Here is a 25681-nt window from a genome sequence, read left to right on the forward strand (position 1 = left end):
CCCAGGGAGGCCGGTTTCTCGAGGCGCAAGGAGCAGCGTTCCAGGAGGGCGGCGAGTTCGACGCCGACCGCCGTCGGGTTCTCCAGCCCGACCATGTGCCCCGCGCCCGGGACCACGACCAGCCTGGCGGAGGGCAGGGCGCCGGCGATCCTGCGGCTGTGGACGGGAGGCGTGAGCCGGTCGAGGGCGCCGACCAGCACCAGGGTCTCCACCGACGCGAGCGCCTGTAACGCCGCGAGCTTGTCGTGGGCGACCATGCCGTGGAAGAAGCCCGCCATCACCGTCGCCGGCGTCGCCGCGATCATCCTGTTGACGAATCGCAGGTGCTCCCTGCGCGGCCCGAAGGCCATGTGGCGGGTGAGAGGCAGCGTCGTGACCGGGTTGATCAGCGGGTCCCGCAGCCGCTTCATGAGCAGCGGGGTGACGCGCGGCGCGAGCCTGCCGATCGGTCCGGGCAGCCCGAACGTGCTCTCCCCCAACCGGCCAGGCGACGTGCTCACGAGCGCCGCGCCGACGATGCGCGACCCGAACAGCGAGGGGCGGGCCGCGGCCAGCCCCATCACCGTCATCCCGCCCATGGAGTGGCCGACGACCACCACGGGCAGCCCGGCAGGCACCACGGCCTCGATGACCGCGTGCAGGTCCTCGCCGAGCTGCTCGATCGTGCAGCGGTCCGCGGCGCCCGCGCTGGAGTCGCCGTGCCCTCGCTGGTCGTAGAAGACGAGCATGGCGCGCCCTGCCAGCGCCTCCCGCTGGAAGTGCCAGGAGTGCCTGTTGAGGACCCAGCCGTGGGCGAACACCACGGCGTACGACGGGGCCGCGGGCTCGTCGACGTCGACGGCCAGCCGTACGCCGTCAGAGGTGGTGACGGCGAGGACGCGTCCGCGCGCCGTCGCCAGGTGAGGGGCGCGCCGCGCGCGCACGACCGCCCCGATGGCCACACCTGTCAGCACCCCTGCCGCCGCCGCCCACGCTCTCATGCCGCAGACGATAACCTCTACTGGACTTATCGTCCAATAGGCTGGTCGTGGGCGATCTCCTGGAACAGCCGGCCCGCCTCGGGCTGCTTCCACCTGAGGCGGTTGCGATCGTCGGGGTGGGGCTCGACTGGAACGGTGGTGAAGGAAAGGTCGGCCTCCGACATGCCCCGCGCGATGTCGGTCATCTCCCTGACCCCGAGCCCCTCGTCGGTGGTGAGCGCCTCACCCGCCGCCTGGATGAACGCGGCGAGCTTGGTCGGGCTGCTCCTCACCTCGTTCGCCATCGCGGCCAGGAACCGGTGCTGCCGCTTGATACGCGACAGATCGCTGCCATCGTCGTAGGACCGGAGCCTGAAGTAGCCCAGCGCCTGCTCCCCGTTGAGCCTGTGATCGCCCGCGGGCAGCTTCAGCTTCGCCTTCCTGTCGTCGATGGGGCTGGGCACCTTCACGCTGACGGTGCCGATGGCGTCGACCATCTTCTTGAACCCGGCGAAGTCGATCTCGACGGCGTGGTCGACCCTGACCTTCGTGAGCTTCTCGACGCTGGTCCACACGCACCGCAGGCCGCCGATGTCGAGCGAGGCGTTGAGCATGTTCAGCCCGCCCGGCCGTCCGTCGCAGCTCGGCAGCTGCACCATCGAGTCGCGGGGCAGGTTGACCGCGACCGCTCGCCGCCCGTCGGCCGACAGGTGCAGCAGGATCATCGTGTCGGCCCTGCGGCCCGAATCCATCGTGGACGCGATCCGGCCGTACTTCGCGTTGCCCTCGCCCTGGCGGGTGTCGGAGCCGACGAGCAGCACGTTGATCGCCTGGCCTGCCTTGGCCGGGCGCGCGCCCGCCGGAGGGGCCACCGTTCCCGCCGTCAGCCGGCCGCCGCCCTGCAGCATCACCATGGGCACGGCCACGGCCGCCGCCGTCGCGACGGCCGCGAGGCCGAGCATGGGCCAGCCGCCGAGCCTCAACCTGCGGCGCGGCCGCTCGGTGAAGCGCGCCCGCTGGCGGACCAGCGAGGCGGGCGGCTCGTGCTCCAGTTCGTCGCCGAAGTCGCGAAGCATCCTCAGATCGTCCATGGTCACGCCTCCTCCAGCATCGGGTTGGTGTCGCCGAGCGCCGCGCGGACCTTCCTGCGCGCTCGGTTGAGCCGGGAGCGCACGGTTCCGACCGGAATGGACAGCGCCTGCGCCACCTCCTCGTAGGCCAGGTCGCCCCAGGCCACCAGCAGCAGCACGTCCCTGTCCCTCGCGGGCAGCGCGGCCAGGGCGCTGGCCAGCAACGGCCTGGTCGCCTGCGCCGTCACGCCGGTCACGACCCGCTCGGCGGGCGACTCGGCCACGCCGTCCTGTGGCAGGCGCAGCAGCGCCCGGTATCGGGCCGCCTCGCTCCTGTGGTGGCGTGAGAGCAGTTTGGTGAGGATGCCGAACAGCCACGGCCTGGCGTCCACGTAGGACTGGTCGTACTTGTTCCGCTTCGAGAACGCGACGAGGAACGTCTCTCCGACGAGGTCCTCGGCGGGCTCAGGGCCCAGACGCCGGGAGACGTAGCGATACAGCATTCCCGAATAGCGGTCGAACAGCTCGGCGAACTGTTCGGGGTCGGCCAGGGAGCCTCGGATCAGTTCGTCGTCCCTGAGCCTGACGGGAGATGGCGCGGTCAACAGGCCGCCCCCTTCGTGGAATCAGCGCGGTCCCCGGTATCTCTCCGTCCGGCGCCATCCGGGTTCACGCGCTGCGGTACGGCGGGCCGTACCCAGGTGAGAAGGAGGTCAGAAGAAGGCGTGGCCGCGACGCAGCCGCAGGGCCGTGAGCATCTGCTGGACGACCTCGCGGACGTGGTCGGTGAGCTCGAAGACGAGCATCGGGTCGTCGGCCGCGGCGGGCTCGAGGGTGTCGGTCCTGATCGGCTCGCCGAACTCGATCATCCACTTCGACGGCAGCGGGATCAGCCCGAGCAGCCCGAACCACGGGAAGAGCGGAGTGATCGGAAGGTACGGCAGGCCGAGCAGCCGAGCGAGGAACCTGAGATCGCCGATCTTGGGATAGATCTCCTCCGCCCCGACGATCGCCGTGGGCACGATGGGCACGCCCGCGCGGATGGCGGACGCGACGAAGCCGCCCCTGCCGAAGCGCTGCAGCTTGTACCGCTCGGAGAAGGGCTTGCCGACGCCCTTGAAGCCCTCGGGGAACACCCCGACGAGCTCGCCCTTGCGCAGCAGGCGGTCGGCGTCCTCGCGGCAGGCCAGGGTGTGGCCGGTCTTGCGGGACAGCTGGCCGAGCACGGGCAGTTGGTAGACGAGGTCGGCGCCGAGCAGCCGCAGCGCGCGCCCCGCCTCGTCGTGGATCGCCACCTGCATCATCAGCGCGTCGACGGGGAGTGTGCCCGAGTGGTTGGCGACCATCAGCGCGCCGCTGTCGGAGGGGATGTTGTCCAGGCCAGAGGTCTCGACGCGGAACCACCGGTGGTAGAGCGGCCTGATCAGCTCCAGCAGTACCTTGTCGGTGAGCTCGGCGTCGTAGCCGAACTCGTCCACCTCGTACTCGCCGGTGAGGCGGCGGCGCACGAAGGCCAGCAGGCGGGCGACGGCGTCGTCGTCCCCGCCGGCGTAGGAGGGCGCCTCGGTGATGGGAATCACCCGGCGCTCTTCGGGAGAGGCGCTCAACGCCTGACACCTTTCCTCGATCGCAGGAAGTCCTCGAACGCCGCGGCGGTGGTGAACTTGGGCTTCCAACCGAGCTCGGCCGCGAGCTTGGCGCCGTCGACGACCCTGCCGTGGCACAGCAGGCGCAGCTGCTCGGGTGAGAAGTCGACCAGGCCGGTACCGCGGGCGGCCTCGCCCAGCATGCGGAAGGCGGGGGCGAGGAGCGGAAGGGCGAAGGCTCCAGCCCGGCGGGCGCACTGCGACAGCAGAAGCACGCCTTCCCCGGTCACGTTGTACGTGCCGGGGTGATCTTCCAGGGCCATCCTTCGCAGCACCTCGACCGCGTCGTCCTCGTGGACGAACTGCAGCCTGGGGTCGAAGCCGAACACGGTCGGCATGACGGCCTGGCTGAAGTAGCGCGTCAGGGGCGAGTCGACGCCTGGACCCATGAAGTTGGCGAAGCGCAGCGTCGAGACCGTGAGGTCGGGACGGCGGCGCGCGAAGCCCCGGACATAGCCTTCGACCTCGGCCGCGTCCTTGGCATAGCCGTGGGACGGACTGTCGTGAGGTTCGACGTCCTCGGTGAACACCGCCGGATCCATCGGCGACGAGCCGTAGACCGCGGTGGTGGAACGGACCACCACGCGGCGCACGCTCGACGACCGCTGGCAGGCACCGAGCAGTTGCATGGTGCCGATGACGTTGTGCTCCTTCATGGACGCTCGGCCCGCGCTCCCCGAAGGAGCGCTGACGAGGCTCATGTGCACAACGATGTCGATGTCCGCAGCCGCGATCACCTGAGCGATGTCGGGGCTGCGAAGATCCACCCGGACGAACTCCGTCCGGCCGAGGGAGATGCCGCCATCTCGGGTCAGCGAGGGGGGCGGCACGGTGTCCACTCCGATGACGCGACTGATGTCCGGGTCCGCCGCGAGAACGCTCGCCACCCGGGCGCCGATGTGGCGCGAGACCCCGGTGACAAGCACGGTGTGGGTCATCGGCGCCTCACAGACTGCGTCTACTTCTTGTTACGACGCTGGATGCGCGTCTTCTTCAGCAGCTTGCGGTGCTTCTTCTTGGCCATCCGCTTGCGGCGCTTTTTGATCACAGAGCCCACGGGACCCCCAGGTAACTGATAGCAAGGCTGACTCGGTGTGCGAGCGCACACCGGTCAACAGACTACCGGCGATCCACGGTAGATCGCCCCCTGGGGGTAACCGTGTGACAACACTCGCGATGTGACCACCGATCACACCGCTACCTCTCAGGCTTAGCCAGCCTCGATGTAAGCCTCCCTGAGGTAGTCGTGGACCGCCTGCTCGGGAACTCGGAACGAGCGGCCGACCCTGATGGCCGGGAGCTCGCCGGAGTGCACCAACCGGTACACCGTCATCTTGGACACCCGCATGACCGTGGCCACTTCAGCAACGGTCAGGAACTTCACCTCGCTGAGAGGTCTTTCGCCTGCACCCATCGGACGCCTCTTCCGCACGTGTTTCCGGGTTATCCCCACTGGTGCCATTGCTCACGCACGTGTACTGCCGTCAGCGTAAGTCGGGACTCCGAGTGCGCAAACCCCCTACTTTCCCAGTTATCGGAGCCACCTGTCAGCGGAACCAGCAAAATCGCTGGCCAGCAGCCGGGCCGTGCCCCTCGCCTGGACGTTGGAACTGTCCATGTTCGTACACATAAGAGTCGCCCAGCCCCCCTCAAAAGTTGGCAAAGGGACGACGAGCCTCTTGGAATGCAGGCGCGAAAAGACGGTATAGGGAGGACCGAATTAAACTCAAAGGGCGTGTGAGACTCGTGTGACGAGACGATCGGTCAACGGCGCGTAATAGCGTGGTAGCACATTGTCATCAAGTGGGACCACCACGTCGATCTTCCCCTCCGCCTCGCCGAGGAAGAGGGCGGGATCGTTGCTGTCAGCGAAGCCGACGGTCGGCACGCCCGCCTGCCCCGCCGCGCCCGCCCAGCCGTGGTCGGCGACCACGAGGTCGGGACGCGCGTCGCCGAGCTCGGCCAGCATGGCCTCCATCGGCGCCGAATCGTGCGTGTGGACGAAGCCGCCCCTGTCGTCGAGCATCGCCACATCGCCCAGATAACGGATCTTACGCTTCCTGCCGAAGCCCGCTCCCCAGTAGGTCCATCCTTCGGCGGGGGTCAGCAGGGTCGCCCCCCTGGCCGCCACGGCGGCCGCCAGCGGCAGGTGGATGGCCAGCAGCCCGGTCGGGTGTCCCGTCGCGAACAGCACCCGCGGCGAGGGCCTGCTCAGCACGGCGGCGATCCGCTCGGCCATGAGGTCGAGCGCGTCGATCGTGCGCTCGGGGTCGATGGTGTCCTGGCCCTCACGGTGGCCCGGGTCGGCGACGACGCCGGCCGACTTGGCCATCTGGGCGAGGACGTCACGGTAGGACCAGTTCTCGAGGCCGGTCAGACCGAAGAGGAAGTAGGGGTCGCGGTTCGCGACGGACCTGTAGTGGTCGAGGTTGTTCTCCCTGCTGGTGGCCACATCTCCGGCGATGCGCGTCCTGATCAGGTGCTCGCGGAGCTCGTCGCGGGTCAGCAATGGACTCTCCCTCCCACCTGTCGGAGCCTAACGCCTCGACAAATGGTCTGAACCACCGCTTAGGTCACGAAATTCCTGTCGGCTCGCCGGTAGTGTTGGACACTTCCTTCAGGAGGAGTGCCGATGACGTCGCCTGCTTCTGCCTCCACCACACGGAGGAGAGGGAGGACCCGGCCCCGCCCCGAGGCCGCCGCGTCAGGACGGCCGGTGGCGCCGGCCTTCTGGCTGCTGCTCACCTACAAGGTGCCGAGCGAGCCCTCACGCGCGCGGGTCTCGGTCTGGCGCGAGCTCAAGCGCCTGGGCGCGCTCTACCTGCAGCAGGCGGTCTGCGTCCTGCCCGACACGGGCGAGGTCGCCGGAGACCTCGACCAGATCAGGCAGCGGATCCGGAGCCTGGACGGCACCTCCTACTTCTTCAGGGTCCCGTCGGGCGACCACGAACAGGACGCCGCGCTGGTGGAGAGCTTCAGAGAGATGGCGGCCAAGGAGTACGGCGAGATCGCCGAGGAGTGCAGGACGACGTTCGTGAAGGAGATCGAGTTCGAGCGTTTCCGCGAGAACTACTCCTTCGAGAAGGCCGAGGAGATCAGGCAGGACCTCGAGAAGATCCACCGCTGGTTCGCCAGGGTGGTGGAGCGCGACTGGTTCGGCGGCCACGGCCGCGGCGAGTGCGAGCAGTGGCTGGCCACGTGCGAGAGCCTGCTGGAGGAGTTCGAGGCCGACGTCCACGAGCGCGCGTCGGGCACGGGGAGGGCCGGAGAGGCGCCGTGAGCGCCTCCCGCGACGTGCCGCGCGCGTCAGGGCATGGGGTCGAGGCCGTGGAAGGGGAACACGGCGTGCCTCGTCGCCATGATCGCCCGGTCGACGGCGTCGTCGGGGTCGTAGACGCCGAACAGCTCCCTGACCGCCGGATGCCTGCCGTCGGTCATCGTGAGGGGCGGAGTCTCCCTCGTCCGCTCGCGGACCAGCGCCTGCCAGGCCTCGCCCGTCCTGGTCGACGGGTCGATCGGATGGCCCGACACCTCGGCGATGAGGTGCGTCCACGCCCTCGGCACCACCTGGACCAGCTCGTAGCCGCCGCCACCCGTGGCGATCCAGCGCCCACCCGCGGTCTCGTGCGCCAAGCGGTGCAGCGCCTCGTAGGCGGTGCGCTGGCCGTCGAGACTCAGCATCAGGTGCGCGAGCGGGTCGAGCGCGTGGCTGTCGCAGCCGTGCTGCGTCACCAGGATCTCGGGGGCGAACTCCCTCAGCAGTGGCGGCACGACGGCGTGGAAGGCGCGCAACCAGCCCTCGTCGCCGCAGCCGGCGGGCAGCGCCACGTTGGCGGCGCTGCCGTCCACGCCGGTCTCCTCCGGCCATCCCGTGCCGGGGAAGAGCGTGCGGGGGCTCTCGTGCAGGCTGATGGTCAGCACGCGCGGGTCGTCGTAGAAGAGCGCCTGGACGCCGTCGCCGTGGTGGACGTCGACGTCCACGTAGGCGACCTTCGACGCGCCCTGGGCGAGCAGCCAGGCGATCGCCACGGCCGGGTCGTTGTAGACGCAGAAGCCGCTGGCGACGTTGGCCATGGCGTGGTGCAGGCCGCCCGCGATGTTGACGGCGTGCTCGGCCGCACCCTCCCAGACCGACCGGGCGGCGGCCAGCGAGGCGCCGGCGATGAGCGCGGAGGCCTCGTGGACGCCCTTGAAGGCGGGATTGTCCGGAGTGCCCAGCCCTGCGGTCAGGTCGGGGCCGCCGTGCGCCGAGACTCGCTTGACGGCCTCGATGTAGTCGCGCTTGTGGACGAGGGCCAGCTCGTCGTCGGTGGCGGGCACGCAGCCGACGACCTCGGTCCTGTCGAGGACGCCCAGCTCGCGGGCCAGCGCCATGGTCAGCTCGACCCTGACGGGAGCGAGGGGGTGACCTGGGCCGAAATCATAGGCAGTGAGGGCGTCGTCCCAGACGACTCGCACCGACTCGCTCATGCGCCGACGTTACCGCAGTCGGCCGTGCCGGGTCCGCCTGGGGAGAACGGGGCCGGAGCAGCCCGGAGCGCCACGAGCTGGCTTAGGGTTCAGGCCATGCGCGTAGGGCGGGCGATATGGCGGTTCTTCGGCCGCCCCGAGGTGTTCGACGCGACGCTGGTCGCCGTGCTCGGCGCCATCGCCGTGCTCGGGATCGTCACCACCGTCGCCGACGCCCCGCCCGTCGCGGCAAGCGCGGCGATGTTGCTGGTGTCCGTCTTTCCCCTCCTCGTACGGCGCCGCCACCCCGTCCCCGTCGCCGTGGCCGTCGTCGCGCTCGACATCGTGGACACGCTCACCTTCTCCGCGAACCCGACCGTCACCAGCGCGATGATCGCCCTCTACAGCCTCGGCCGCTACACCGCGGGCAGGAGGACGCTGGTCACCACGGCCGCCCTCACCGCCGCCTACGGCGTCGCCCTCGTCCTCCAGGCGCCGACGCAGAGCCTGGCCATCACGGTCTACCCGGTGGCAGTGGGCGTCGGCCAGCTCGTGAGAGCGAGGGCGGAGCTGCGCGAGCGCGCGAACAGGGAGCGCGCCGACGAGGCGGTCCGCGCGGAGCGCCGCCGCATCGCCCGCGAGTTGCACGACGTCGTGGCCCACCACCTGAGCGTGATCAACGCGCTGGTCGGCGGGGCGAGGGCGGTCATGCCCCCCGAGCCGCCCGAGGCCCGCGAGGCGCTGCTGTCGGCCGAGCAGACCGCCAGGCAGGCGCTGACCGAGATGCGGCACCTGCTCGACGTCCTCAGAGCCGACGGCCCAGGAGGCGGCGAGGCGACGGGAGCGGGCGCGGCGGGACTGCCGACCCTGGTCGAGCAGGCCGGCGCGGCAGGGCTGCCCGCGAGCCTGGCCGTGGAAGGCTCACCGGTGCCGCTGCCCGCGGCGATCGATCTGGCGGTCTACCGGATCGTTCAGGAGGCGCTCACCAACACGCGCAAGCACGCGAGCGGGGCGCGGGCCACCGTACGGATCAGCTACGAGGAGCGGGCGGTCGAGGTCGAGGTCCTGGACGACGGGACCGCGGTGAGCACCTCCTCTCCAGGCTCCTCCCCTGGCGGCTTCGGGCTGGCGGGGATGGCCGAGCGGGTGGCGCTCTGCGGCGGGCGGCTGCGCACGGGTCCCCGCGAGGCGGGCGGCTTCGAGGTCCATGCGAGGCTGCCACTGTGATCACCGTGCTGCTCGTGGACGACCACGCCCTCGTCAGGACCGGGTACCGGCTCATGCTGAACGCGCAGCCCGACATCTCCGTCGTCGGCGAGGCGAACGACGGCGCGCAGGCGCTGGAGCGCTGCCGCGATCTGCGCCCCGAGGTCGTGGTCATGGACCTGCACATGCCGGGGATGGACGGCATCGAGGCGACCGCGGCCATCGTCGCCGAGTTCGCGCGGACCAAGGTCCTCATGCTCAGCACGTTCGACCTGGACGAGAACGTCGTGACCGCGCTCAGGGCGGGAGCCGACGGCTTCCTGCCGAAGGACGTCTCGCCCGAAGAGCTCGTCGACGCCGTCAGGGTCGTCCACGGCGGCGAGGCGGTCGTCGCCCCGCGCCTGCTCACCGGGCTGATCCACACCTACGTCAGGGGCGGCCGCCCCCGCGCCGAGATCGAGGGGCTCACCGCGAGGGAGCGGGACGTGCTCGTGCTCATCGCCAAGGGCCTGTCCAACGGCGAGATCGCCCAGCGGCTCGACGTCTCGCCGAGCACCGTGAAGAACCACGTGACCGCGCTGTTCGCCAAGATCGGCGTGCGGGACAGGGCGCAGGCGGTGATCGTCGCCTACGAGCGGGGGCTCGTCAGCCCTGGGGAGTAGGACCGTCCTCCCACTCCTTCGCCCGCGAAACCGTCCCGCAGCAGGAAGGAACCGGCGTTTCCCGCCGCGAGCCTAGAAGGCATGACAGCGATACGGGCGACCAATCTGACCAAACGGTACGGCCAGACCACGGCCGTGGCGGGACTGTCCTTCGACGTCGCTCCCGGACGGGTGACCGGGTTCCTCGGGCCCAACGGAGCCGGCAAGTCGACCACCATGCGGATGATCCTCGGGCTCGACCATCCGACGGACGGGGCCGTCACCGTCCACGGCGTGCCGTATGCGAAACTCAAGCACCCTCTGCGCAGGATCGGCGCGCTGCTGGACGCGAAGGCCGTCCACGGCGGGCGCAGCGCCCGCAACCACCTGCTGGCCATCGCCCAGAGCAACGGGATCCCCGCCTCGCGGGTGGCGGAGTGCCTGGAGCTGGTCGGGCTCACCGGGGTGGCCAGGCGACGGGTGGGCGGGTTCTCTCTCGGCATGTCGCAGCGGCTCGGCATCGCGGCCGCGCTGCTCGGCGACCCGGAGATCCTGCTGTTCGACGAGCCGGTCAACGGGCTCGACCCGGACGGCATCCTGTGGATCCGCACGCTGATGAGGAAGCTGGCCGCCGAAGGACGCACCGTCTTCGTCTCCAGCCATCTGATGAGCGAGATGGCGCAGACCGCCGACCACCTGATCGTGATCGGCAGGGGCACGCTGATCGCCGACACCAGCGTCGAGGAGTTCATCGGGCGCAGCTCCCAGGGATACGTGAAGGTGCGCTCGCCGTACCTGGCGGAGGTGGCGGCCCTGCTGCCGCACGCCGAACGGCACCACGACCACCTGCGGGTGGCGGGAACGTCCCCGCTGGAGATCGGCACGCTCGCCGCGCAGCGGGGGCTGGCGCTGGAGGAGCTGACGTTCGTGCAGCCGACGCTGGAGGCCGCCTACATGGAGCTCACCAAGGACAGTCTGGAGTACACCTCATGATCGACGTGCTGCGCTCGGAGTGGACCAAGATCCGGTCCGTCCGCTCCACCATGTGGACGCTGGGGACGGCAGGCGTGCTCATGCTCGCGCTCGGCGTCCTGGGAGCGGTGGCGGTGACAGGACAGAGTGGCGCCAAGGAGGGCCTGGAGCTCGTCGGCACGAGCCTGAGCGGCCTGTCGTTCGCCTCGCTGGCGCTGGCGGCGCTGGGCGTGCTGGTGATCAGCGGCGAGTACCGGACGGGAGCCATCCGCACCACGCTGACAGCCGTCCCCTGGCGGCTCGGGCTGCTGACCGGCAAGGTCGTGGTCTTCGCGGCCGTGGCCTTCGTGGTCAGCACGGCGGCCTCGTTCGGCGCGTTCTTCGCGAGTCAGGTGATCTTCGCCAGGGAGGGGCTGTCGGTGGCCCTGACCGAGTCCGGCGTCTTCCGCGCGGTCGTCGGCGCGGGGTTGTACCTGACCGCGAGCGGGCTGTTCGGGCTGGCCCTCGGCGCGCTGATCAGGCACACCCCCGGCGCGATCGTCACCGCCATCGCGCTGATCATGGTGCTGCCCACCATGACGGTGATGCTGCCGGGCGAGTGGGGACGGGTCGTGCGGGACCACTTCACCTCCAACGCGGGGATACGGATCACCGAGGTGAACCCCGTGGGCGGGCTGGCGCCGTGGACGGGGTTCGCCGTCTACCTGGGCTGGATCGCCGTCACCCTGGTCCTCGCCGCCGTCCTGCTGAAGAAGCGCGACGCCTGACTCGGCATGGACCCTCCGCTGGGCTCTCCCCGCGGAGGGTCACTCCGCGCGCAGGGCGATCACCGGGTCCAGGCGGCCCGCCCGGCGGGCGGGGGCCACTCCGAAGAAGACGCCGACGGCGGCGGACACCCCGAACGCCAGCGCGACCGACCACCAGGTGATCGCCGCGGGGACGGGCGTGAACGCCTGGATGGCCAGCGCGCCGCCCACGCCGAGCAGGATGCCGAGCACGCCGCCGATGGTGGTCAGCAGCACGGCCTCGATGAGGAACTGGGCCAGGACGTCGCGCTGGCGGGCGCCCAGCGCCTTGCGCAGGCCGATCTCGCGGGTGCGTTCGCGGACGCTGACGAGCATGATGTTGGAGACGCCCACGCCGCCCACGAGCAGCGAGATGCCCGCGATGGCGGCGAGCACGCCGGTGAGCATGCCGAGGACGCTGCCGATGGTGCCGAGCAGCTGCGTCTGGGTGACAGCGGAGAAGCGCTCGCCCGGATAGCGCCGGCTCAGGGCGTCGACGACCTTCTGCTGGAGCGGCTCGATCTCGTCGGGGCCCGAGGCGCCGACCGCGATGCCGTTGATCTTGTCGGCGCCGATCAGCCGCTGCGCGGTGGTGACGGGAACGTGCACCTCCTTGTCGCGGGCCACCCCGAACGTCGCGCCCACCGTGGCGTAGACGCCGACGACGCGGAAGCGGGCACCCGAGACGGTGATCTGGCGGCCCACGGGGTCGATGTCGCCGAACAGCTCGTCGGCCACCTCCGCGCCGAGCACCGCGACCCTGCGACGGGTGTCGACGTCGGTCTCGGTCAGGTAGCGGCCGCGGTCGAGGGGGCGCTGGAAGATGTTGGGGAGGTTCTCGTCCGTGCCGACGATGGTGACGAACGCATCCGTCCTGCCGACGCGAACGGTCTCACCGGACTGGACGGAGACGGTGACCTTGCCGGGATCACCGACGACCCTGCGGACGTAGGCGGCGTCGGACAGGTTCATCCTGCTCTGCGTCGGGGCCGCGCCCACGCTGAGCTGGCCGGGGACGACGAGGATGATGTTGCTGCCCAGGCCGGAGATCTCGCGCTCGATCGCGTTCTTGGCGCCCGAGCCGATCGCGACGAGGATGACGACGGCCAGGACGCCGATGATCACGCCGAGCATGGTGAGCGTGCTGCGCAGCCGGTTGACCCTGAGGGCCTCCAGCGCCATGAAGAACGCCTCCGCGCCCCTCACCCGTCTCCCTCCTCACGGTGGTCTTCGGGGGCGACGCCGCCTGCCGAGGCCCCCTGGCGGTTGGCGGTGTCGAGTTCGATGAGACCGTCGCGCACGTGGATCTGGCGGCGCGCGTGGGCCGCGACCTCGGGTTCGTGGGTGACCAGGACGATCGCCACCCCGCTGTCGGCGTTCAACCGGTCGAGGATGGCCATCACCTCGTCCCCGTTGCGGGTGTCCAGGTTCCCCGTCGGCTCGTCGGCCAGCAGCACCGAAGGCTCCCCCACCAGCGCCCGCGCGATCGCCACCCGCTGCTGCTCCCCGCCCGACATCTGCGACGGCCGGTGGTCGAGCCGGTGCCCCAGCCCCACCGCCTCCAGCGCCCGTCGGGCGCGCGCCCGCCGCTCGACCTTCCCCACCCCGCGATACACCAGCGGCAGCGCCACGTTGTCCAGCGCCGACGTCCGTCCCAGCAGGTGGAACGACTGGAAGACGAACCCGATCGTCCTGTTCCGCAGCGAGGCGAGCGCGGTGTCAGTCAGAGCGGAGATCTCCGTCCCGTTCACCCGCAGCGCGCCGGACGTCGGCCGGTCGAGGCAGCCGAGCAGGTGCATCAGGGTGGACTTCCCCGAGCCGGACGGCCCGATGATCGCCACGAACTCGCCCTGGTCGATCCGCAGGCTCACTCCCCTCAGCGCGTCGACGGAGACGCCTTCGAGCTGGTAGGAGCGTGCGAGGTCGACGGCCTCCAGTGCGGGGGTCATGACAGCGGCTGACCCTGCCGTACGGCGTCGGCGCCCTTGACCACCACGCGCTCGCCGACGGCCAGCCCGCTCGCCACTTCCACCATGGCATCGCCCTGGGCGCCGAGCTTGACCACGCGCCGCTGGGCCGTACCGCCGGCCGAGACCCAGACCACGCTCTCACGCCCGCTGGAGACGATCGCCGAGGCGGGCACGGCCACGGCGGACGGCGACTCGCGGACGGTGAGCCTGGCGACCGCGCTCATGCCGGGCTTGGGCGTCGGCGCCGCAGAGCCGTCGTCGAAGGCACCGGCGCCGAGGGACAGCTGCACGGGATAGCTGACGCCGCCCGTCGTGGCCTCCATGGGCTGGATGCCGACGCCGGTCACCGTGGCGGTGTAGGTCGCGCCGGGCACCGCGTCGAGCTCCACCTCAGCGCGGGTCTCCGGCTTCACCAGCAGCACGTCGGTCTCGTCGATGTCGGCCGACAGCGTCAGCTTGGACACGTCGGTGACCGTCACGATCGGGTCGCCCGCCGAGACGGGCACGCCGACAGCGACCGCCGCGCCACCACCCGAGGACCCGCCGGACGGCACGGCAGGAAGCTGCTGCGCCGCGCCGCCGGGGATCTGCCCCAGCAGCCCGCTCAACGCGCTGGACCCGCCCCCACCCGAAGGACGTCCGAGCGTGACGACGCCGCCGAAGGGCGCCTTGATCGTCAGCGCCTTCACCGTGGACTCGGCCGCCTTGACCGCTGCCTTCGCCTGCGTGCGCGAGGCGGCCTGCAGCGACGACATCGAGGCGGTCAGCCCGCTGGTGAAGCCGCTGACGGTACGGCTGAGCGAGGCGGTGATCTGCGACAGCGCCTGCTTGTTCGCCTTGTGCTGGGTCTCGGCCATGTCGATGGCCGACAGCAGCTGCCTGCGCGCGGCCGCGTCGTCCACCTTGCGCGCCTCCGCCCTCGCCCTGGCGAAGTGCCTGGCCACCTTGCGGTCGAAGGCGCTGGTGTCGATGCTCGCCATGCGGGGCGTCGAGGGAGCAGCCACGGGTCGCGCCGCCTTGCGCGCCTGGTCGAGCTGGTCGGTCGCCTGCGGCGAGCGGATCCTGGCGAGGATCTGGCCCTTGGCGACCTTCTCGCCGTCGCGCACGTACAGCTTGCTCACCGTGCCCTGCGCGGGCGCGCGCAGCGTGGCGGCGGCCCTGGCGCCGATGGTGGCGGGCGCCTCGACGACCTCGGTGACCGGGGCTCGCTGCACCTGGGCGAGCTGGTAGGCAGGCGGTTCATCGGCTGTGCAGCCGGTAACCGCTAACAGGACGAGCAGCGGGGGGATACCGCGACGAACCGTCACGCCGCCTAGCGTAGAGGGAGGGTCAGTCGACCGCCCGCCGTACCCCTCTCACAGCCGGTATGGCCTGTTGAGGGCATCGCCCGGCCGCTCCCCTGCGGGCGTGGAGCTGGACGGTCAGCCGGAGGCGAGCTGGCGGCCTCGGTCGCGGGCGGCCTCGATGGCGGCGAGGAAGGCCGCGCGGACGCTGTGCCGTTCCAACTCGGCGATCGCGGCGATCGTCGTCCCGCCGGGCGAGGTCACCGCCTCGCGGAGGATCACCGGGTGCTCCCCCGAGTCGCGCAGCATGATCGCCGCACCCACGATCGACTGCGTGACCATGTCCAGCGCCGCGGCGCGCGGCATCCCCAGCAGGATCCCCGCGTCCACCATCGCCTCGACGAGGTAGAAGAAGTACGCGGGCCCGCTGCCCGACAGCGCCGTCGCCGCGTCCTGCTGCGACTCCGGGATCCGCAGCACCTTGCCCACCGGCTTGAGCAGGCTCTCGGTGCGCTGCAGGTGCTCCTCGCCCGCGTAGGCCCCCGCCGAGATCACGCTCATCGCCTCGTCGAACCTGATCGGCGTGTTCGACATGACCCTGACCACCGGCACGTCCACACCGAGCCGCTGCTCGACGAAGCCGGTCGTGATGCCGGCCGCCGCCGAGATGACGAGCCTGTCGGCCGGCACGTAGGGGGCGATCTCGGACAGCAGGGCGGCCATGTCCTGCGGCTTGACCGCGAGGATCAGCGTGTCGGCGACCTTGGCCGCCTCGGTGTTCGACACGGTCCGCACGCCGTACGTCTCCCGAAGCGCCTGGGCCCGCTCCTCCCTGCGCGCGGTCGCCAGGACGTCGCCCGGCTTGAACCCGGCCCGCAGCAGCCCCGACAGCAGGGCCTCGCCCATCTTGCCGGTTCCCAGAATCGCAATCATGCGGGCAGCCTACCTATGCGGCGAAAGCCCGCGCCCAGGTGGCGGCATCCCAACGCCGACGACCTCCCGCCGACGGTTCGTCACGCCAGGGTCCTCCTCAGGTGCGGCAGGCGCATGGGCGCGTGCCTGCGAGACGTCCGGCCCCGCGATTCGGGCTCAGGCCTTGGACAGCCGATTCGGGCTCAGGCCTTGGACAGCAGGGACCTGGCGAAGAAGGCGAGGTTGGCGGGCCGTTCCGCGAGGCGGCGCATGAGGTAGGCGTACCAGTCGTCGCCGTACGGCACGTACACCCTGACCTGCGAGCCGATCCCCGCCAGGCGGAGCTGCTCGGCGGGGCGGACGCCGTACAGCATCTGATACTCGAACCCGGTCGTGTCGCGCCCGTGCAGTATCGCCAGCGCGGCGGCGATCTCGATCAGGCGCGGGTCGTGGGTGGCGACCATCGGGTAGCCGGTGCCGGCCATGAGCGTCCTGAGGCAGCGGACGTAGCTGCGGTCGATGTCCCTGGGCGAGGTGAAGGCCAACGCCTCGGGCGCGACGTACGCGCCCTTGCACAGCCGGACCCTCGCGCTGTCGACCCTTGCGCAGCGCTCCTGCGCGTCGCGCAGGTAGGACTGGACGACCACGCCGACGTCGGGGTGTTCCTTGCGGAGCGTCGAGTGGATCGAGTGCTGGGCCTCGATCGTGTCGTGCTCCTCGGCGTCGAGGGTGACCGTCAGCCCCTTCGCCGCCGCCGCCTCGCAGACCGACGCGGCGTTGTCGAGGGCGAGCTGCTCCGACAGGCGCAGGCCGAGGGCTGTCAGCTTGACGGAGACGTCGGCTCCCGCGGGGAGGCGCTCCAGGAGGGTCAGGTAGGCGCGGACCTCGTGCTCGGCCTGCGTCCTGTCGGTGACGTCCTCGCCGAGGTGGTCGACCGTGACCAGCAGGCCCTGGTCGGACAGGTCGTGGACGACGGCTCCGACGTCGTCGGCGACATAGCGGCTGACCACTCCCCTGGTGAGCGGGGACGAGGAGACGAGACGCTCGGCGCGCTCACTTCGCGAGGCGGTGAGGAGGACGTGACGCAGCACGTGTCCAGCGTAGACCCCGCACCGTCCCCGATCACCGACCTTCGCCCGCGCCACCCGGTCGACCTCGCCGAGGCCCCGGATTCCGGGTAATCCCGCCGAAGCCCCGAGTTCCAGGCGACCTCACCGAGGCCCCGGGTTCCGGCTGACCTCGCCGAGGCCCCGGGTTCCGGGCTGACCTCGCCGAAGCCTCGGGTTCCGGGCGACGGTCCAGCCGCCCGAAAGTGAGGCAGCGCCCCGGGCGGGCCGCCCCGCGATCAGGCTGTCCGTGGGCGACGCAGGGCGCGGTCCCTGCGACGGTCAGGCGGCCTGCGGGAGGCGGGGCCCATAGCGGCGATGATCGGAGAGTGAACCGGGTCGTGGCGAGATCCGTCATACGGATATGCGGACAACAGCCCTTGTGGCCGGGTGCCTGATGCTGACCGTGAGCTGCGGCGCGGCCGCCACCGATACGGCAGACCGCGCCAACCCCCACCAACCCGTCACCGCCCAGCCGGTGATCACCACGCCTTCCCAGTCGCCCACGCGGCCGCCGAAGCAGGTCAAGCCGGTAGGCGACACCGTGAACACCCGGAAGGTCGCCTTCACCGACGCCAAGGCCAAGGGCCGTCAGGTCAAGCTCGTGTGGTGGTCGGGCGTCGAGCCGTGCACGGTGCTCGACAGCGTGAAGGTGAAGGAGACGTCCAAGCGGGTGACCATCACCCTCTACGAGGGCACGGCGGCCAAGGCCAAGAACGTCGCCTGCATCATGCTGGCCATCGAGAAGACCACGACGGTCAAGCTGAAGGCCCCGATCGGCAAGCGCAAGATCGTCGACGGCGGCAAGCAGCGCTAGCCCGATTCCGCCGATCCGAGCTCGAGCGGTAGCACGATCCTGCCGGTCTCTCCCGAGCCGGAGCAGTGGACGTTTCAGTGGAGCTCATCCGAGCCGGAACGGCACCGCGTCCCCGCGGCGGCGGCCAGGAGACGTGGGAGCCGCATCGCATTTCCGCGGAGCTCATGCGAGCTGGAGTGGTAGGCGGGCGACGTCCCGTGTGTACCACCGGCCGGTCCACCCGCTCGACGGCGTCGTCGGGCGGGTCGGCGTGTCCCAACGCCGCTGCCGGGCGCGCCCGCGCGGGGACAGGCCGGCGAGAATGACCGTGGCGCAACCCTCGGCTCCGCCCGCACGACCCGACCTGCTCGCCACGCGCACCCGATGCCGGGACGCGACGCCGTGTGGGAAAACCGTGTCCCAGACAAGGGACCTTCGCCCGAGGCTCGCACGACCCGGACGCTCGCCCAGCGCACCCGATGCCGGGACAGGACGCCCGGAGAACCATGACCCAGGCGGGCAACCGACCTTCAGCCGCCGCCCACACGACCCGGACGCTCGCCCAACGCACCCGGCGCCGGGAATGGCGACGCCCGGAGAACCATGACCCTGGCGGGCAACCTACGGCCGCCGCCCACACAACCCGGACACTCACCCAACGCACCCGACGCCGGGACACGACGCCCAGAGAACCATGACCCAGGCGGGCAACCGACCTTCAGCCGCCGCCCACACAACCCGGACACTCACCCAGCGGACCCAGCGCCTGGGCTCGGCGCGGAAGAGCGTGACCCAGGCGAGGGAACGTCGGCCGCCGCCTGCACGGCCTGGCCCACCAGCCCGGCGGGCCGACCGGTCGGCGGGCTGACGGGCCGGCGGGCCGGCGGATCAGGATTGCCGACCTCGACACACCCCACCGCACAACCTCCGTCGGGGTGACGGTCGCCGGTAGAGGTTCCGGCGGGGATCGGCGGAGATACTGCCGGGGCCTGGATCGGCGGGAGGTACTGCCGGGGTCCGGACCAGCCGGCGGACGCCGTCCCCGGGGAGCGGGTTGACCGTCCTGGTCTGAGGCGTGGGGAACTGTCGTGGCAGCGCGTCTCGTTCGGCATCGTGAGTCATCCGTTTTCCCGAAAGTCGGGAATGCCGACGCACGCACCCAGGTTGAGTCGGATAGGCTCAACTCGTTTGACAAACCACCCGGCGGTTCGTACGTTGAGCCTACCAAGCTCAACTTTGACTACAAGGACGTACTCATGGCACGTGCGGTAGGTATCGACCTGGGGACGACCAACTCCGTCGTCTCGATCCTCGAGGGCGGTGAGCCCACCGTCATCGCCAACGCGCAGGGCTCTCGGACCACGCCGTCCGTGGTCGCCTTCGCGAAGAACGGCGAGGTCCTCGTCGGTGAGGTGGCCAAGCGCCAGGCCGTCACCAACGTGGACCGGACGATTCGCTCGGTCAAGCGCGAGATGGGCACCAACTGGTCCCAGGAGATCGACGGCAAGAAGTTCTCCCCTCAGCAGATCAGCGCCTTCGTCCTGCAGAAGCTCAAGCAGGACGCCGAGGCCTACCTGGGCGAGAAGATCACGGACGCCGTGATCACCGTTCCGGCGTACTTCAACGACTCCCAGCGCCAGGCCACCAAGGAGGCCGGCACGATCGCGGGCCTCAACGTGCTCCGCATCATCAACGAGCCGACCGCCGCGGCCCTCGCCTACGGCCTCGACAAGGACAAGGACCAGACCATCCTGGTCTTCGACCTCGGCGGCGGCACGTTCGACGTGTCCCTGCTCGACGTCGGCCAGGAGGACGGCCACGGCTTCGTCGAGGTGAAGGCCACCTCCGGTGACAACCACCTCGGTGGCGACGACTGGGACCAGCGTGTCGTCGACGAGCTGGTCAAGCGCTTCCAGAACGCGCACGGCGTCGACCTGGCCAAGGACAAGATGGCCCTCCAGCGCCTCCGCGAGGCCGCGGAGAAGGCCAAGATCGAGCTGTCCAGCCAGGCTGAGACCAACATCAACCTGCCCTACATCACCGCCTCCTCCGAGGGTCCTCTCCACCTGGACGAGAAGCTGACCCGCTCGGAGTTCCAGCGCCTGACCGCGGACCTGCTCGAGCGGACCAAGGGCCCGTTCCACCAGGTCATCAAGGACGCCGGCATCAAGGTCGCCGACATCGCCCACGTGGTGCTCGTCGGTGGCTCGACCCGTATGCCCGCCGTGTCCGAGCTGGTCAAGGAGCTCACCGGCGGCAAGGAGCCCAACAAGGGCGTCAACCCCGACGAGGTCGTCGCCATCGGCGCCGCGCTGCAGGCGGGTGTGCTCAAGGGTGAGGTCAAGGACGTCCTGCTGCTCGACGTGACCCCGCTGTCCCTCGGCATCGAGACCAAGGGCGGCATCTTCACGAAGATCATCGAGCGCAACACGACGATCCCGACCAAGCGCTCCGAGGTCTTCACCACGGCCGAGGACAACCAGCCGTCGGTGCAGATCCAGGTCTACCAGGGCGAGCGCGAGATCGCCTCGTACAACAAGAAGCTGGCCACGTTCGAGCTGACCGGCATCGCGCCGGCTCCGCGCGGCATCCCGCAGATCGAGGTCACCTTCGACATCGACGCCAACGGCATCGTCAACGTCTCCGCCAAGGACCTCGGTACCGGCAAGGAGCAGACGATGACGATCACCGGCGGCTCCGCGCTACCGAAGGACGACATCGAGCGCATGATGCGCGAGGCCGAGTCCTACGCCGAAGAGGACAAGAAGCGTCGCGAGGAGGCCGAGGTCCGCAACAACGCCGACGGCCTCGCCTACCAGACGGAGAAGTTCCTCCGCGAGAACGACGACAAGGTTCCCGGCGAGATCAAGACCGAGGTGAACGACGCGCTCGCGGAGCTGAAGAAGGCTCTCGAGGGCACCGACACCGACGTGATCCGCAACTCGGCCGAGAAGCTCGCCACGGTCAGCCAGAAGATGGGTTCGGCGATCTACGCTCAGAACCAGCAGGCGGGTGGCGCCCCCGAGGGTGACACCGCGCAGGCCAAGGCCGAGGCCAACGCCGACGACGACGTCGTCGAGGCCGAGATCGTGGACGAAGACCAGCCCAAGAAGGACCAGTGACGATGTCTGACCCGCGCGATAACGGGCCCGAGACAGAGCCGGTGATCCGCGACAACCGCAAGATCGACCCCAAGACAGGCAAGGCGAGGACCGTATCGGAGGAGCAGGTCCAGGCCGCTCCTCCGGCGGACGCCGCGCCGGCCGCCGGCGGTGACGCCGGTCTCCTGGCCGAGCGCACCGCCGACCTGCAGCGTCTGCAGGCGGAGTACACCAACTACCGCAGGCGGGTCGAGCGCGACAGGGTCGCGGTGCGCGAGCAGGCGGTCGCCGGGGCACTCTCCGAGCTGCTGCCGGTCCTCGACGACATCGGCAGAGCCCGCGACCACGGCGAGCTGACCGGCGGTTTCGCCAAGGTCGCCGAGTCTCTGGAAGCTGTCGTCACCAAGCTGGGGCTGACCTCGTTCGGTCAGAAGGGCGAGCCCTTCGACCCGACCGTCCACGAGGCGCTGATGCACAGCTACTCCTCGGAGGTGACCGAGCCGACCGCCATCGAGGTCCTGCAGCTCGGCTACCGCATCGGCGACCGGGTGCTGCGTCCCGCTAGGGTCGCGGTCGCCGAGCCCGAGGACGCCCCGGCCGCGTCCGACGAAAACTAAGAAACCCCCGAAAGGACGCCATAGATGAGCACCAAGGACTACCTGGAGAAGGATTACTACGCCGTCCTTGGTGTGCCCAAGACCGCCACCGCCGACGAGATCAAGAAGGCCTACAGGAAGCTGGCCAGGCAGTACCACCCTGACGCCAACCAGGGTGACGCCGCCAAGGAGGCCAGGTTCAAGGAGATCTCCGAGGCCAACGACGTGCTCTCCGACAGCAAGCGCCGCAAGGAGTACGACGAGGCGCGCACGCTGTTCGGGTCGGGCGTGGGCGGGCCGCGGCCAGGCGGCGGTGGCGGTGGTTTCCCGTTCGACTTCGGCGACCTGTTCGGCGGCACGGGACAGCAGAGCGGAAGCACGAGCGAGCGCATCGGCGACCTTTTCGGGGGACTGTTCAACAGGGGCGGCGCGGGCGGCTCCCGCACCACGGGCACGACGACCAGGCCGCGCCGCGGCCAGGACATCGAGTCCGAGGTCACGCTCACCTTCACCGAGGCGGTGGAGGGCCACACCGTCTCGCTCAGGCTGACCACGTCGTCGGCGTGCAAGGCGTGCAGCGGCACGGGAGCCAAGGCCGGCACCACCCCGCGGGTCTGCCCGACCTGCGAGGGCACCGGCGCGGCCAGCCGTAACCTGGGCAACTTCGCCTTCTCCGAGCCGTGCCGCGACTGTAAGGGCCGGGGTCTCCTCGTCGACGACCCGTGCCCCGTGTGCGACGGCAGCGGCAGGGCCAAGAGCACCCGCACCATCCAGGCGCGCATCCCCGCGGGGGTGGCCGACGGACAGCGGGTCAAGCTCAAGGGCAAGGGCGCGCCGGGCGAGAACGGCGGGCCGGCGGGCGACCTCTACATCCAGACCCACGTCAAGCCGCACGCGGTGTTCGGGCGGTCGGGCGACAACCTGACCATCACCGTGCCCGTCACCTTCACCGAGGCGGCACTCGGCGCGGAGATCAAGGTGCCCGTCCTCAAGGGCATGCCTGTCACTCTGCGCATTCCGGCGGGCACGCCCAACGGCCGCACCTTCAGGGTTCGCGGCAGGGGGGCCACCCGTAAGGACGGCACCAAGGGCGACCTGCTCGCCTCGGTCGAGGTGCTCGTGCCGCAGGAGCTCGACGACAAGTCGCGCGAGCTGCTGAACGAGTTCCGTACGGCCACCGCGAGCGAGGACCCGAGGGCCGACCTCATCCAACGTGCCAGGAGCGAGTAGGCCGATGGACGCCAACTACTTCAACCTGTCGGACGAGACACCCGTCTATGTCATCTCGGTGGCCGCGCAGCTGTCGGGTCTGCACCCGCAGACCCTCCGGCAGTACGACCGCCTGGGACTGGTCTGCCCCGGGCGTACGGCGGGGCGCGGCCGCCTCTACTCGATGCGAGACATCATCCAGCTGCGCGAGGTGCAGCGCCTGTCCCAGGAGGAAGGCATCAACCTCGCCGGCATCAAACGGATCCTTGAGCTGGAGAACGAGGCGCTGAGGCTGCGTGAGGAGGTCCACCGACTCAGAGCCGAGGTGTCCATGGTCAAAGCCCTGATCCGATACGAGCTGCCACCGGGGGCCTGAATACATGGACTACAAGCTCACCCAGAAGAGCCAGGAAGCGCTGTCGGTCGCGATGCGGCGGGCGGCCGCCGAGGGAAATCCCGAGATCGCACCGGCGCATCTGCTCTCCGCCCTGCTCTCCCAGACGGGCGGCACCGCCGTACCCCTGCTCGAAGCGGTCGGCGTCGATTGGAAGACGTTGCGCGCGAAGGTGGAGACCGCGCTGGCGGCCCTGCCGAAGGCGCAGGGCGCCACGGTGAGCGCGCCCTCCAGCTCACGGCAGCTGCTCACGGTGATCAACACCGCTGCGCAGCGGGCCAAGCGACTGGAGGACGAGTACGTCTCGACCGAGCACCTGCTGGTCGGTCTCGCGACCGACGGCGGCGAGATGGCCACGCTCCTGCAGGGGACCGGGGCCACGCCGCAGGCGCTGCTCGACGCGTTCGAGAAGGTGCGCGGGCACGCGAGGGTCACCAGCGAGACGCCCGAGGACACCTACCAGGCGCTGGAGAAGTACGGCGTCGACCTGACAGAGCGGGCCAGGAGCGGCAAGCTCGACCCGGTGATCGGGCGCGACTCCGAGATCAGGCGTGTGGTGCAGGTGCTGTCTCGCCGTACCAAGAACAACCCTGTGCTGATCGGCGAGCCCGGTGTCGGCAAGACCGCGGTCGTCGAGGGCCTGGCCCAGCGGATCGTCGCGGGTGACGTGCCCGAATCGCTGCGCAACAAGAAGCTGATCTCGCTCGACCTGGGCGCGATGGTCGCGGGCGCGAAGTACCGCGGCGAGTTCGAGGAGCGCCTCAAGGCCGTGCTCTCGGAGATCAAGGAGAGCAACGGGCAGATCGTCACCTTCATCGACGAACTGCACACCGTGGTCGGCGCGGGCGCGGCCGAGGGCGCCATGGACGCGGGCAACATGCTCAAGCCGATGCTGGCGCGCGGCGAGCTGCGCATGATCGGCGCGACCACGCTCGACGAGTACCGCGAGCGCATCGAGAAGGACCCCGCGCTCGAGCGGCGCTTCCAGCAGGTGTTCGTCGGTGAGCCGTCGGTCGAGGACACGATCGCGATCCTGCGTGGGCTGAAGGGCCGCTACGAGGCCCACCACCAGGTGCAGATCGCCGACAGCGCGCTCGTGGCCGCCGCGGCGCTGTCCGACCGCTACATCACCAGCCGCTTCCTGCCCGACAAGGCCATCGACCTGGTCGACGAGGCCGCCTCGCGGCTGCGCATGGAGATCGACTCGCGTCCCGTCGAGATCGACCAGCTCCAGCGCAACGTCGACAGGATGAAGATGGAGGAGCTGGCGCTGGCGAAGGAGACCGACGAGGCCTCCATCCAGCGCCTCGAACGACTGCGCGCCGAGCTGGCCGACCGGCAGGAGGAGCTCAACGCCCTCGTCGCCAGGTGGCAGCGGGAGAAGGACGGCCTCAACAGGGTCGGCGACCTGAAGAAGCAGCTCGACGAGGTGCGCGGCGCCGCCGAGCGCTTCCAGCGCGACGGCAACTACGCCGAGGCGTCCAGGCTGCTGTACGACGAGGTGCCGCGCCTGGAGAAGGAACTGTCGACCGCCACCCAGGAGACCCCCGACCAGCAGATGGTCAAGGAGGAGGTCGGCCCCGACGACATCGCCGAGGTCATCTCCTCGTGGACCGGCATCCCTGCGGGCCGCCTGCTGGAGGCGGAGACGGCCAAGCTGCTGCGGATGGAGGACGAGCTCGGCAGGCGGCTCATCGGCCAGCGCGAGGCCGTCCAGGCCGTCTCCGACGCCGTACGGCGCACCCGCGCGGGCATCGCCGACCCCGACAGGCCGACAGGGTCGTTCCTGTTCCTCGGCCCGACGGGCGTGGGCAAGACGGAGCTGGCCAAGGCGCTGGCGGAGTTCCTGTTCGACGACGAACGGGCGATGACCCGCATCGACATGTCCGAGTACTCCGAGAAGCACAGCGTCGCCCGCCTGGTCGGCGCGCCTCCCGGCTACGTCGGCTACGAGGAGGGCGGACAGCTCACCGAGGCCGTGCGGCGGCGTCCCTACACCGTCGTGCTGCTGGACGAGGTCGAGAAGGCGCACCCCGAGGTCTTCGACATCCTGCTGCAGGTGCTCGACGACGGGCGGCTGACCGACGGGCAGGGCCGCACGGTCGACTTCCGCAACACGATCCTCATCCTGACCTCCAACATCGGCTCGCAGTACCTCGTCGACCCGAAGCTGGAGAACGGCGCCAAGCGCGACGCCGTGATGGGCGCGGTGCGGGCGTCGTTCAAGCCGGAGTTCCTCAACAGGCTCGACGACGTCATCCTGTTCGACTCGCTCGGCTCGGAGGAGCTGACGAAGATCGTCGACCTGCAGGTGGAGCGCCTCGCGCGGCGGCTCGCCGAGCGGCGGCTCGCCCTGAACGTCACGCCCGCGGCCCGCGACTGGCTGGCGATCACCGGCTACGACCCGATGTACGGCGCGCGGCCGCTGCGGCGGCTGGTGCAGTCGGCGATCGGGGACAAGCTCGCGAAGGCGGTGCTGTCGGGTGAGGTGATCGACGGCGACACGGTCCAGGTCGACCTGGGCGACGACGAGCTGACGATCGCCCGCGCCTGATCTGTTCGACGACCCGGCCCCGGATGCTCTCG

25 protein-coding genes are annotated in these 25681 nt (G+C 70.3%); 11 read left to right on the top strand and 14 right to left on the bottom strand.

Translation table 11 applies throughout. The features are described from left to right. The 8 genes from AC3EO4_RS43075 to AC3EO4_RS43110 all read right to left on the bottom strand — a co-directional run. Positions 1-980: alpha/beta fold hydrolase (locus tag AC3EO4_RS43075; protein WP_431901469.1), on the bottom strand; the 980-nt coding region annotated here is incomplete at its 3' end. A 26-nt stretch (positions 981-1006) separates the two neighbouring features. Beyond that, complete coding sequence (locus AC3EO4_RS43080; RefSeq protein WP_431901472.1) at positions 1007-2050, bottom strand: LCP family protein; 1044 nt, start codon at positions 2048-2050, stop codon at positions 1007-1009. 2 nt (positions 2051-2052) lie between these two features. Further along, positions 2053-2634, bottom strand: a complete 582-nt coding sequence (locus AC3EO4_RS43085) for an RNA polymerase sigma factor (RefSeq protein ID WP_379577980.1) — start codon at positions 2632-2634, stop codon at positions 2053-2055. Positions 2635-2742: 108 nt separating this feature from the next. After that, a complete protein-coding gene (locus AC3EO4_RS43090; RefSeq protein WP_379577982.1) occupies positions 2743-3609 on the bottom strand; it encodes a lysophospholipid acyltransferase family protein in 867 nt (288 codons plus the stop codon). 23 nt (positions 3610-3632) lie between these two features. Further along, the gene (locus AC3EO4_RS43095; RefSeq protein WP_431901475.1) at positions 3633-4613 is read right to left on the bottom strand and encodes an NAD-dependent epimerase/dehydratase family protein; all 981 of its coding nucleotides are present in this window, start codon (positions 4611-4613) and stop codon (positions 3633-3635) included. A gap of 20 nt (positions 4614-4633) precedes the next feature. After that, positions 4634-4732: a 30S ribosomal protein bS22 gene (locus tag AC3EO4_RS43100; RefSeq protein ID WP_018654693.1), complete on the bottom strand. Its 99-nt coding sequence runs from the start codon at positions 4730-4732 to the stop codon at positions 4634-4636. A 153-nt stretch (positions 4733-4885) separates the two neighbouring features. Then, positions 4886-5089 (bottom strand): helix-turn-helix domain-containing protein, encoded by a 204-nt coding sequence (locus AC3EO4_RS43105; RefSeq protein ID WP_026214222.1) that lies wholly within the window; start codon positions 5087-5089, stop codon positions 4886-4888. A gap of 312 nt (positions 5090-5401) precedes the next feature. Next, positions 5402-6184, bottom strand: a complete 783-nt coding sequence (locus AC3EO4_RS43110) for a phosphatase (protein ID WP_379577986.1) — start codon at positions 6182-6184, stop codon at positions 5402-5404. 207 nt (positions 6185-6391) lie between these two features. Between AC3EO4_RS43110 and AC3EO4_RS43115 the strand changes: the two genes are divergently transcribed. After that, positions 6392-6955 carry a Chromate resistance protein ChrB gene (locus AC3EO4_RS43115; protein ID WP_431901484.1) on the top strand — a complete coding sequence of 188 codons (564 nt, stop codon included), beginning with the start codon at positions 6392-6394 and terminating at the stop codon, positions 6953-6955. Between the two features lie 26 nt (positions 6956-6981). Here AC3EO4_RS43115 and AC3EO4_RS43120 read toward each other — a convergent pair whose 3' ends face one another. Next, on the bottom strand, positions 6982-8145 hold the full coding sequence (locus tag AC3EO4_RS43120) for an acetoin utilization protein AcuC (RefSeq protein WP_431901486.1): 1164 nt from the start codon (positions 8143-8145) through the stop codon (positions 6982-6984). Positions 8146-8241: 96 nt separating this feature from the next. On the opposite strand from AC3EO4_RS43120, the gene AC3EO4_RS43125 reads away from it, so the two are divergent. The 4 genes from AC3EO4_RS43125 (at position 8242) to AC3EO4_RS43140 (ending at position 11710) form a co-directional block, all read left to right on the top strand. Next, entirely contained in the window at positions 8242-9351 is a 1110-nt protein-coding gene (locus AC3EO4_RS43125) for a sensor histidine kinase (RefSeq protein WP_431901489.1), read from the top strand. Further along, complete coding sequence (locus AC3EO4_RS43130) at positions 9348-9992, top strand: response regulator (protein WP_379577994.1); 645 nt, start codon at positions 9348-9350, stop codon at positions 9990-9992. The genes AC3EO4_RS43125 and AC3EO4_RS43130 overlap by 4 nt, the downstream gene beginning before the upstream one ends. An 81-nt stretch (positions 9993-10073) precedes the next feature. Then, positions 10074-10964 (top strand): ABC transporter ATP-binding protein, encoded by an 891-nt coding sequence (locus AC3EO4_RS43135; RefSeq protein WP_379577996.1) that lies wholly within the window; start codon positions 10074-10076, stop codon positions 10962-10964. Continuing rightward, positions 10961-11710 (top strand): ABC-2 transporter permease, encoded by a 750-nt coding sequence (locus tag AC3EO4_RS43140; RefSeq protein ID WP_431901491.1) that lies wholly within the window; start codon positions 10961-10963, stop codon positions 11708-11710. Before AC3EO4_RS43135 ends, AC3EO4_RS43140 begins: the two co-directional genes overlap by 4 nt. A gap of 39 nt (positions 11711-11749) precedes the next feature. Here AC3EO4_RS43140 and AC3EO4_RS43145 read toward each other — a convergent pair whose 3' ends face one another. From AC3EO4_RS43145 to AC3EO4_RS43165, 5 genes are all read right to left on the bottom strand, one after another. Further along, complete coding sequence (locus tag AC3EO4_RS43145) at positions 11750-12934, bottom strand: ABC transporter permease (protein ID WP_379578000.1); 1185 nt, start codon at positions 12932-12934, stop codon at positions 11750-11752. Beyond that, a complete protein-coding gene (locus tag AC3EO4_RS43150; RefSeq protein WP_379578002.1) occupies positions 12931-13677 on the bottom strand; it encodes an ABC transporter ATP-binding protein in 747 nt (248 codons plus the stop codon). Before AC3EO4_RS43150 ends, AC3EO4_RS43145 begins: the two co-directional genes overlap by 4 nt. Continuing rightward, a complete protein-coding gene (locus tag AC3EO4_RS43155; RefSeq protein WP_379578004.1) occupies positions 13674-15005 on the bottom strand; it encodes an efflux RND transporter periplasmic adaptor subunit in 1332 nt (443 codons plus the stop codon). The genes AC3EO4_RS43150 and AC3EO4_RS43155 overlap by 4 nt, the downstream gene beginning before the upstream one ends. 114 nt (positions 15006-15119) lie before the next feature. After that, positions 15120-15914, bottom strand: a complete 795-nt coding sequence (gene proC, locus AC3EO4_RS43160; protein ID WP_379578006.1) for a pyrroline-5-carboxylate reductase — start codon at positions 15912-15914, stop codon at positions 15120-15122. Between the two features lie 182 nt (positions 15915-16096). Beyond that, positions 16097-16984 (bottom strand): proline dehydrogenase family protein, encoded by an 888-nt coding sequence (locus AC3EO4_RS43165; protein ID WP_431901496.1) that lies wholly within the window; start codon positions 16982-16984, stop codon positions 16097-16099. Between the two features lie 412 nt (positions 16985-17396). On the opposite strand from AC3EO4_RS43165, the gene AC3EO4_RS43170 reads away from it, so the two are divergent. From AC3EO4_RS43170 to clpB, 6 genes are all read left to right on the top strand, one after another. Further along, entirely contained in the window at positions 17397-17816 is a 420-nt protein-coding gene (locus AC3EO4_RS43170) for a hypothetical protein (RefSeq protein ID WP_379578010.1), read from the top strand. A 1235-nt stretch (positions 17817-19051) separates the two neighbouring features. Further along, positions 19052-20917, top strand: a complete 1866-nt coding sequence (gene dnaK, locus AC3EO4_RS43175) for a molecular chaperone DnaK (RefSeq protein ID WP_379578012.1) — start codon at positions 19052-19054, stop codon at positions 20915-20917. A 2-nt stretch (positions 20918-20919) separates the two neighbouring features. Beyond that, a complete protein-coding gene (gene grpE, locus AC3EO4_RS43180) occupies positions 20920-21513 on the top strand; it encodes a nucleotide exchange factor GrpE (RefSeq protein WP_379578014.1) in 594 nt (197 codons plus the stop codon). Between the two features lie 24 nt (positions 21514-21537). Beyond that, positions 21538-22722 carry a molecular chaperone DnaJ gene (gene dnaJ, locus AC3EO4_RS43185; protein WP_379578016.1) on the top strand — a complete coding sequence of 395 codons (1185 nt, stop codon included), beginning with the start codon at positions 21538-21540 and terminating at the stop codon, positions 22720-22722. 4 nt (positions 22723-22726) lie between these two features. Beyond that, the gene (locus AC3EO4_RS43190; protein ID WP_379578018.1) at positions 22727-23077 is read left to right on the top strand and encodes a heat shock protein transcriptional repressor HspR; all 351 of its coding nucleotides are present in this window, start codon (positions 22727-22729) and stop codon (positions 23075-23077) included. Positions 23078-23081: 4 nt separating this feature from the next. After that, positions 23082-25649, top strand: coding sequence for an ATP-dependent chaperone ClpB (gene clpB / locus AC3EO4_RS43195; protein WP_379578020.1), 2568 nt, complete (start codon positions 23082-23084; stop codon positions 25647-25649). Positions 25650-25681: the final 32 nt, after the last annotated feature.

The sequence above is a fragment of the Nonomuraea sp. bgisy101 genome (assembly GCF_057708945.1).